This window comes from Kitasatospora sp. P5_F3 (genome assembly GCF_054049135.1).
This window is the reverse complement of record NZ_JBFUMY010000043.1, coordinates 24,497-32,099: the sequence shown is the minus strand read 5'-3', so window position 1 is coordinate 32,099 and position 7,603 is coordinate 24,497. Positions and strand designations below refer to the sequence as shown.

Genomic DNA, 7,603 nt, shown 5'->3' with positions numbered 1-7,603 from the left:
GGTCAGGGGGCGGGGTGGTGGGCGTCGTAGTGGCGGAAGGCGGGGCGGAGGGCGGCGAGGAGGAGGACGGTGGTCACGCAGGTCAGACCGCCGGCGAGGAGGGCGGTGGTGGAGGAGGTGAGGGAGGCGGCGGTGCCGGCGAAGAAGTCGCCGAGGCGGGGGCCGCCGGCCACGACCACGATGAAGATGCCCTGGAGGCGGCCGCGCATGTCGTCGGGGGCGCCGACCTGGAGCATGGTGTTGCGGAAGATCATGCTGATGCTGTCCGCGCAGCCGGCGGCCGCGAGCATCAGCAGGCCGAGCCAGAGCTGGGCGGAGAGGCCGAACGCGGCGATGGCCAGGCCCCAGGCGGCGACGCCGGTGACGATGGCGAGGCCGTGCCGCCGGACCCCGGAGATCCAGCCGGAGAACAGGGCCCCGGCCAGCGAGCCGACGGCGGGCGCGGCGACCAGCAGGCCGACCGTGCCGGGGCCGCCGCCGTAGACGGTGACGGCGATGGCGGGGAAGAGCGCGCGGGGGGAGGCGAAGACCATCGCGATCAGGTCGGCGACGAAGCTGGTGCGCAGGTTGGGGCGGCTGCGCAGGAAGCGCAGGCCGTCCAGGACGGAGGCGCGTTTGCGGGTGGCGCCGTCGCCGGGGCGCATGGCCGGGAGCCGCCACATCGCGTAGAGGGTGCCGCTGAACGCGAGGGTGTCGACCAGGTACGCGGACTGGACCCCGAAGGCGGCGATCAGCACGCCGCCGATCATCGGACCGACGGTGGTGCCCAGGCTCATGCTCATACTGCCCAGCGCGTTGGCGGCGGGGAGCTGATGGGCCGGCACCAGCCGGGGGATCATCGCCGACCGAGCGGGCGAGCTGAGTGCGAAGAAGCCGGACTGCAGGGCGACCGCCGCGTACAGCAGGCCCACCGAGCCGAGGCCGAGCAGGGCCTGGACGGCCAGTACGGCGGAGGTGAGGGCGAGTCCGGAGGAGCCGACCAGGCCGAGCAGGCGGCGGTCCACGGTGTCGGCGATCGCGCCGCCGTAGAGGCCGAGGCCGACCAGTGGGACGAGCGAGAAGAGGCCGACCAGGCCGGTGGCGAAGTTGGAGCCGGTGAGGGCGTACACCTGGACGGCGACCGCGACCGCCGTCATCTGCTGGCCGACGGCGGAGACCACCTGGCCGGTCCAGAGCCGCCGGTAGTCGGGGTGCTCGCGCAGCGGGCTGAGGTCGGCCAGTGCACCGCGCCCCAGCCGACGCCACCGTCCGCCCCCGCCCGAGCCAGGACCGGACGGTTCGGGATCGGACGGCTCAGGACCGCGTGGCTCGGGACCGCGCGGTATGGGCTCGGAGGTGGGCGGGTTGGCGGGGGCGGGCAGCGGGGTCGACACGGGCCTCATCCTCACCCACCACCCCGCCGCAGCCGAAACGGTTTCCGCCCGCCCCGGACGACCCTGACCCGGACGGCCCCGCCCCGGGCGACCCTGACCCGCTACCTGGGCCCGCTACCTGCTGAGGACCTGCCTCTCGCCCGCCTCGACCGCCACCGACAGCCGGTTGCCCGGCGGCGGGAAGGGGCAGACGAAGTGGTCGGCGAACGCGCACGGCGGCAGGTACGCCCGGTTCAGGTCGAGCACCGTCCGGCCCTCGGCGTCCGGCGCGGGCAGCGTGACGAAGCGGAACCGGTACGTCTCCCGCCCGCTGCTCCCGTCGGCGATCACCCCGCTCAGCCGGTCGCCCGCCCGGCTGACGGTGAGGGTGTGCGGCTCGCCGGCCAGGTGGAAGGCGATCCGGCCGGTGACCGGGAGCGGCCGGTCCCGGCCGTCGGCGTTCGGCACCAGCACGTCGTGGTCGTTCTCGAAGGGGGTGAAGACCGCGGGGACCGCCCACTCCGGCGAGTACGGGTAGGTCGAGATCCCGGCGAACGCCGCGCGCCCCGGGGAGGCGGGGTCGAAGACCCGCAGAGCGGGCTCGCCCTCGCGTTCGATCGGCACCAGCAGGATCTCACCGAGCGTCAGCAGGTCGGCGGCCGGATCGGTGTCGGGGCGCAGCTCGACGGTGCCGTCCACCGCGCCCTCCGTACCCTTCACCCGCAGCCCGTCGGCGGCTGCGGCCTGCACCAGCACCGCACCGTCGGCGGCCCACCAGCGGCCGGGCAGGCCGGGGATCTCGGCCGGCTCCGGCTCCAGCCAGTGCGTGCCGGTGAGTGCGAGTGCGCCGTGCGGGGCGCCGACGGACGCCGTGCGGTGCTCCGTCCAGTGCTGCCACTCCTCGGCGGCGGTCTCGGTCATGACTGCTTCCTCCCTGTGCGCGTACGAGTTGCTGTACGAGTTCACGGCCGCCGGTCACCGAGCGGCCGGAACAGTCCCTCCTGCATCACCGAGACGACCAACCGGCCGTTCCGGTCGAAGATCTGACCCCGCGCCAGCCCGCGTGCGCCGTGCGCGATCGGCGACTCCTGCTGGTACAGCAGCCACTCGTCGGCCCGGAACGGACGGTGGAACCACATCGCGTGGTCGAGCGAGGCCATGTCGAAGTTCCGGGTGCCCCAGAGCGGCTCGACCGGGGCCCGGACGGAGTCCAGCAGCGTCATGTCGCTGGCGTAGGTGAGAGCGCAGACGTGGATCAGCGGGTTGTCGGGGAGCGCGCCGTTGGTCTTCAGCCAGACGCCGCTGCGCGGCTCGACCCCGACCAGCTCCTCCTGGGTCCACCGCAGCCGGTCCACGTACCGGATGTCGAAGGGCTGCCGACGGCTGATGAACGGCGGCAGCTCGCCGAGCCGGGCGCCCACCTCGTCCAGCGCGCTCGGCAGGTCCTCGGGAGCGGGTACGGCCGGCATCGCCTCCTGGTGCTCGATGCCGCCCGCCTCGGGCACGTGGAAGTCGGCGGTCAGCGCGAAGATGCTCCGCCCCTGCTGGATGCCGAGCACCCGGCGGGTGGTGAACGACCGCCCGTCCCTGATCCGGTCCACCTGGTACACGATCGGCACCCCGGGCACGCCCGGCCGGAGGAAGTACGCGTGCAGCGAGTGCACCGGCCGGTCGTCGTCCACCGTCCGCCCCGCCGCCACCAGCGCCTGCCCGGCCACCTGCCCGCCGAAGGTCCGCTGGAGCGACTCCTCGGGGCTGCGCCCACGGAAGATGTTTAGCTCGATCTGCTCCAGGTCGAGCAGGTCCACCAGCTGGTCGACGGGGGTGCCCATAGTCGTGTCGTCCTCTCTCGGCCGGGCCGTGTGCCGGGCCCGACGCTGTGTTCGTCTACCCAGAAGTCTGCACACCCGGCCCGCATTCCCGCCCGGCGCACCGACAGCCAGCTGGGGGCGCGCCGGTACCGAGGTCGGACATCGGGGTCAGAACAGGAGAGCGTCGGACACCCCGACGTAGACGAGGCAGAGCATGATCAGGACGCCGAACCCGGTGGTGCAGACGGCCCGCCAGTCGGGCGATCCGTCCATGGCCACCCCGGTGCGGGAGGCGCCGCAGCACCCAGGCGCGGTAGAGCAGGAACGCGGCCAGCGCGGCGAGGCCGCCCACCAGCTCGCCGACGCCCTCCCGCTCCGGAGTTTTTCAGTTCACGCCGCGTGGGCGGAACTGGATGCTGATCCGCGGCCCGACCGGGCGGGCCGTCTTCGGCACGGCGTGCTCCCAGGTGCGCTGGCAGGAGCCGCCCATCACCAGCAGGTCCCCGTGCCCGAGCGCGTACCGGACCGACTCCCGGCCCCCGCCGGTGGGCCGCAGCGCCAAGGTGCGCGGCTCGCCGACCGAGACGATCGCCACCATGGTGTCCTCCGACCGCCCCCGCCCGATCCGGTCCCCGTGCCAGGCCACGCTGTCGTTCCCGTCCCGGTACAGGCAGAGCCCGGCCGTCACGAACGGCTCGCCCAACTCGTCCCCGTAGTACGCACTCAGCTCCGCCCGCTGCTCCGCCAGCACCGGATCGGGCAGCTCGTCGCCCTCCCCGAAGTACGCCAGCAGCCGGGGCACCGACACCACCCGCTCGTACATCTCCCGCTGCTCGGCCCGCCACTCGACCCCGTCGGCCAGTCGCTCGAAGAGCGCGTCCGCCCCACGCACCCACCCGGGCAGCACATCCACCCAGGCCCCGTGCCCGAGCTCGGTCCGGCGTACCCCGGTGAGGGGCCCGAGCTCGGGGCGGTCGGCGCTCAGCAGTGATCCCTGGAAGTGCATGGCTCCAGCGTACGCCCTGAATCGAAAAGGTGTTCTAATCTGTGTGTGAGCCCTGGGCTCAGCGGTTCTTGAACTCCTCGAGGGCGGCCCGGACCGTCTCCGCCATCGCGTCGCTTCCGACGTGCCCCGAGTCCTCGAAGATGTGGAGCCGCGCGTCCGGCCACCGCTTCGCCAGTTCCCAGGCCGTCTGGACCGGGCTGCCCATGTCGTGCCGGCCGTGTGCCAGGACCGCCGGGATTCCGGCCAACTTGTGCGCGTTGTGCAGCAGTTGGTCGTCATCCAGCCAAGCGCCGTTGCTGAAGAAGTGGGCGCAGATCCGGACGAACGCGATCTGGGCCTCGATCTCCCGGTCGCTGTACATGCCGGGCTTGCCGTTGGGCTCGTTCGAGATGACCGCGTCCTCCCAGGTGAGCCAGTCGGCAGCGGCCCGCTCCCGGATCGCCCGGTCGGGGTTCTCCATCAGTCGGACGTAGGCCGCGAGCAGGTCGCCGTCCCGCTCGTCTTCGGGGACGCCGTCGCGGAACCTGTCCCAGGCTTCGGGGTAGAACCGCCCGGCCCCTCGGTAGAGCCAGTCGGTCTCGCTCCGGCGGGTCGTCGTCACCGCCTGGATGACGATCTCGCTGACCCGCTCGGGGTGCTGTTGCGCGTAGGCCAGGATGAGCGTGGAGCCCCAGGACGCGCCGTTCAGCAACCAGCGCTCGATGCCGAGGTGGTCGCGCAGCCGCTCCATGTCGTCGATCAGGTGCTGCGTGGTGTTCTGGCTCATGTCCGCCGCCGGGTCGCTCGCGTGCGGAGTGCTGCGGCCGCAGTTGCGCTGGTCGTAGCGGATGAGGCGGTAGTGCTCGGGGTCCCAGGCCCTGGTCGGCCGTTGCGGTGCGCCCGAACCCGGGCCGCCGTGGACGAACAGGGCGGGCTTTCCTTCGGGGGTGCCGAGCTGCTCGTAGTAGATGCGGTTGCCGTCCCCGGTGTCGAGAAATCCGCTGTCGTAGGGACTGGTCGGAGGGTAGAGGTCAGCCATGGCCGTCGATCCTAGGGCAGGGACTCCGTCGCGCCCCCCTGGCAGACTGGCGCACATGACCGAATCGGGGCCCAAGGCAGACCTCCAGCTGTATCTGCAGGACGCACGCGACGTGCTGCTGCTCAAACTTGACGGACTGTCGGAGTACGACCTCCGTCGGCCGATGACGCCGACCGGTACCAACCTGCTGGGGCTGGTCAAGCACCTGACCAGCGCTGAGGCGGCGTACTTCGGTGAGACCTTCGGGCGGCCGTTCGAGACGCCGCAGCTCTGGATCGCGACCGACGCCGAGCCGAACTCGGACCTGTGGGCGACCGCCGACGAGAGTCGTGAGCAGATCGTCGGGCTGTACCGGGAGGCGTGGGCCCACTCGGACGCGACGATCGCGGCGCTGCCGCTCGACGCGCTGGGCCGGGTGCCCTGGGGCAAGCGGAGCGAGCTGACCCTGCACCGGATCCTGGTCCACATGATCGGCGAGACCCACCGGCACGCGGGCCACGCCGACATCGTCCGGGAGCTGATCGACGGATCGGTCGGCCAGCGCGGCGAGAACGACAACCTGCCGCCCGGCGACCCCACTTGGTGGGCCGGGCACCGCGACCGACTGGAGCGGGCGGCGCGGGAGGCTGATCGGCGCGGGGCCTGACGGCCGACCATCCGGCGTGGTCAACTCATCGACATGGAAACTGTGTTGGCTGCCACAGTGGCCGTACTCGGCACCCTGATCGGCACGTTCGGGACGCCGGTGCTCCAGCGCCGCGCCGCCCACGCCGCCTTCGAGCTGGTCGGAAGCAGCCAGCCCGCAGGCAGCCGTGCGGAGTTGAAGCGCGTGGAGCGGGCCTTCGAGGTCGCAGTGGAGGCGTTCATCGCGGACGCCCGCCGGTTGGTGATCTGATCAACTGCTCGGCGAGCGCACGCGGCAGCGCCGGGTTGGCGGCCGCCGCCTCCGCCACCTGCCAGTCGTCGTCGCCGAGCAACTCGGCCACCACCGAAGGCGGGAGGGCAGGATGCCCGGCCGCCGTCCGCCGGGCCCGGGGGTCCGTCAGGCAGACCTGCAACGCCGGCGCCGTCGCATGCCGGTGCCGGGCGATCGCCCGGAGCGCCTTCCGGGCCGGCGGGCTGCGGTGGGCGAGATCGGCCAACAGGGCTGACGGAGCATCGGGGTTGGCGGCCACCGCAGCGGCCACCTGGTCGCCATGGCGGTCGAGCGCGGTCCGGAGCTGCGCCTCGGACAGGCCGGGGTGCGGTGCGACCGAGGCGACCACCTTCGCATCGGGGTCGGCGGCCAGGGCGTCCCGGACCCCGGCGGGCAGGTCCCGGCGCTGCGCCACCAGCATCCGCATCGCCGAACTCGCCGACCGCGCAAGCTCGTTGACCTCACTCGGGGAGGCGGCCGCCACCCGTGGCAGCAGGACCGGGCCGGTCCGGACGGTGTCGGCGAGGGAGGTCAGCAGGTCGAGCGGGAGATGCGGGTGGTGGGCGAGGCTGCGCCGGACGTCGTGCCCGTCGTCCATGGCCAGCCGGCGCTGCAGGGTCTCGTCGATCGCCGGGTTCGCCGCCAGGGCGGCCCGCGTCCAGGGCACGGCATCCTCGGCGAGCCGTGCATATGTCGACGCCGACAGATCGGTCCGGTCGGCGAGTTCGTGGCGGAGCAGGGCGGACGGATGGTCGGCGAAGGCGGCGCAGGCCGCCGGGGGAGTGGCCGGGTTGCCCAGCGCCGCCTGCTGGATCGCGTGCACTGTGGACTGGTGGCTGCCGTCGCAGGCGGCGCCCGGCAGCAGAGCGAAGTTGCGGCGCGGGCCGTGCGGGTCGTATTCGAACGGGACGGGCTCGTGGTCGCAGACCAGGCACCACCGGGCCGGCGGCAGCCCGTTGCCGGTGAGCAGCATCGCCAGTACGGCCGGCGGCGCCGCCTGGTTGACGGCCACCGAGCGGCGTACCTCGGCATGCGGGTGTTCCGCGAGCCGGGTGGCTGCCTCGGACGTCGTCCACAGCGCGAGCTCCGCGACCACCCGGATCTCGGGATCGGCGGCGAGCAGCGCCACCACGTCGGACGGCAGGTCGGGGCAGGCGGCCAGCTTCTCGCGGTGTTCCACGGCCGGGTGCGCCGCCAGCAGCCGCGCCCAGGCGGGGTGCCCGGCGCGCTCGTCGAGCAGAGCCAGTGCGGCCGAGGGCTGGGCGACTGGATCGACGTCGGCGGCGGTGAGTCGGCCGGAGTAGGCGAGCCGGATCGCCGCGTACTCGTGGCGTGCCGCCAGCGCGACCGCGTCGGCGTGGCTCAGGTCCGGACGGTCGGCGAGCTTCACGAGCGTGTCGGTGTCGGCGGTGGCGATCAGCCGGTCGAGGAGCGTGCGGGGCAGGGCCGGGTTGGCGGCGAGGCCGCTCAGGGGGTGGGGCACGGCAGAATCCTGTCAGG

Annotated in this window: 8 protein-coding genes; 2 read left to right on the top strand and 6 right to left on the bottom strand. The window is 73.2% G+C overall.

Annotated elements, in window-relative coordinates:
- Positions 1 to 2: 2 nt before the first annotated feature.
- The 5 genes from ACXJMZ_RS24395 to pip all read right to left on the bottom strand — a co-directional run bounded on the left by ACXJMZ_RS24395 (position 3) and on the right by pip (position 5,187).
- On the bottom strand, positions 3 to 1,382 hold the full coding sequence (locus tag ACXJMZ_RS24395) for an MFS transporter (RefSeq protein WP_457032190.1): 1,380 nt from the start codon (positions 1,380 to 1,382) through the stop codon (positions 3 to 5).
- A 105-nt stretch (positions 1,383 to 1,487) separates the two neighbouring features.
- A complete protein-coding gene (locus ACXJMZ_RS24390; protein WP_457032189.1) occupies positions 1,488 to 2,273 on the bottom strand; it encodes a DUF1684 domain-containing protein in 786 nt (261 codons plus the stop codon).
- 41 nt (positions 2,274 to 2,314) lie between these two features.
- Positions 2,315 to 3,184 carry an acyl-CoA thioesterase gene (locus tag ACXJMZ_RS24385; RefSeq protein ID WP_457032188.1) on the bottom strand — a complete coding sequence of 290 codons (870 nt, stop codon included), beginning with the start codon at positions 3,182 to 3,184 and terminating at the stop codon, positions 2,315 to 2,317.
- 364 nt (positions 3,185 to 3,548) lie between these two features.
- On the bottom strand, positions 3,549 to 4,169 hold the full coding sequence (locus tag ACXJMZ_RS24380) for an alpha-ketoglutarate-dependent dioxygenase AlkB (RefSeq protein WP_457032187.1): 621 nt from the start codon (positions 4,167 to 4,169) through the stop codon (positions 3,549 to 3,551).
- Positions 4,170 to 4,227: 58 nt separating this feature from the next.
- Positions 4,228 to 5,187 carry a prolyl aminopeptidase gene (pip, locus tag ACXJMZ_RS24375; protein ID WP_457032186.1) on the bottom strand — a complete coding sequence of 320 codons (960 nt, stop codon included), beginning with the start codon at positions 5,185 to 5,187 and terminating at the stop codon, positions 4,228 to 4,230.
- Positions 5,188 to 5,242: 55 nt separating this feature from the next.
- On the opposite strand from pip, the gene ACXJMZ_RS24370 reads away from it, so the two are divergent.
- Together ACXJMZ_RS24370 and ACXJMZ_RS24365 are read left to right on the top strand one after the other, a co-directional pair.
- Positions 5,243 to 5,833, top strand: coding sequence for a DinB family protein (locus ACXJMZ_RS24370; protein ID WP_457032185.1), 591 nt, complete (start codon positions 5,243 to 5,245; stop codon positions 5,831 to 5,833).
- A gap of 45 nt (positions 5,834 to 5,878) precedes the next feature.
- On the top strand, positions 5,879 to 6,082 hold the full coding sequence (locus ACXJMZ_RS24365) for a hypothetical protein (protein ID WP_457032184.1): 204 nt from the start codon (positions 5,879 to 5,881) through the stop codon (positions 6,080 to 6,082).
- Here the strand turns inward: ACXJMZ_RS24365 and ACXJMZ_RS24360 are convergent.
- Positions 6,051 to 7,586, bottom strand: coding sequence for a hypothetical protein (locus ACXJMZ_RS24360; RefSeq protein WP_457032183.1), 1,536 nt, complete (start codon positions 7,584 to 7,586; stop codon positions 6,051 to 6,053). The genes ACXJMZ_RS24365 and ACXJMZ_RS24360 overlap by 32 nt on opposite strands.
- Positions 7,587 to 7,603 lie beyond the last annotated feature (17 nt).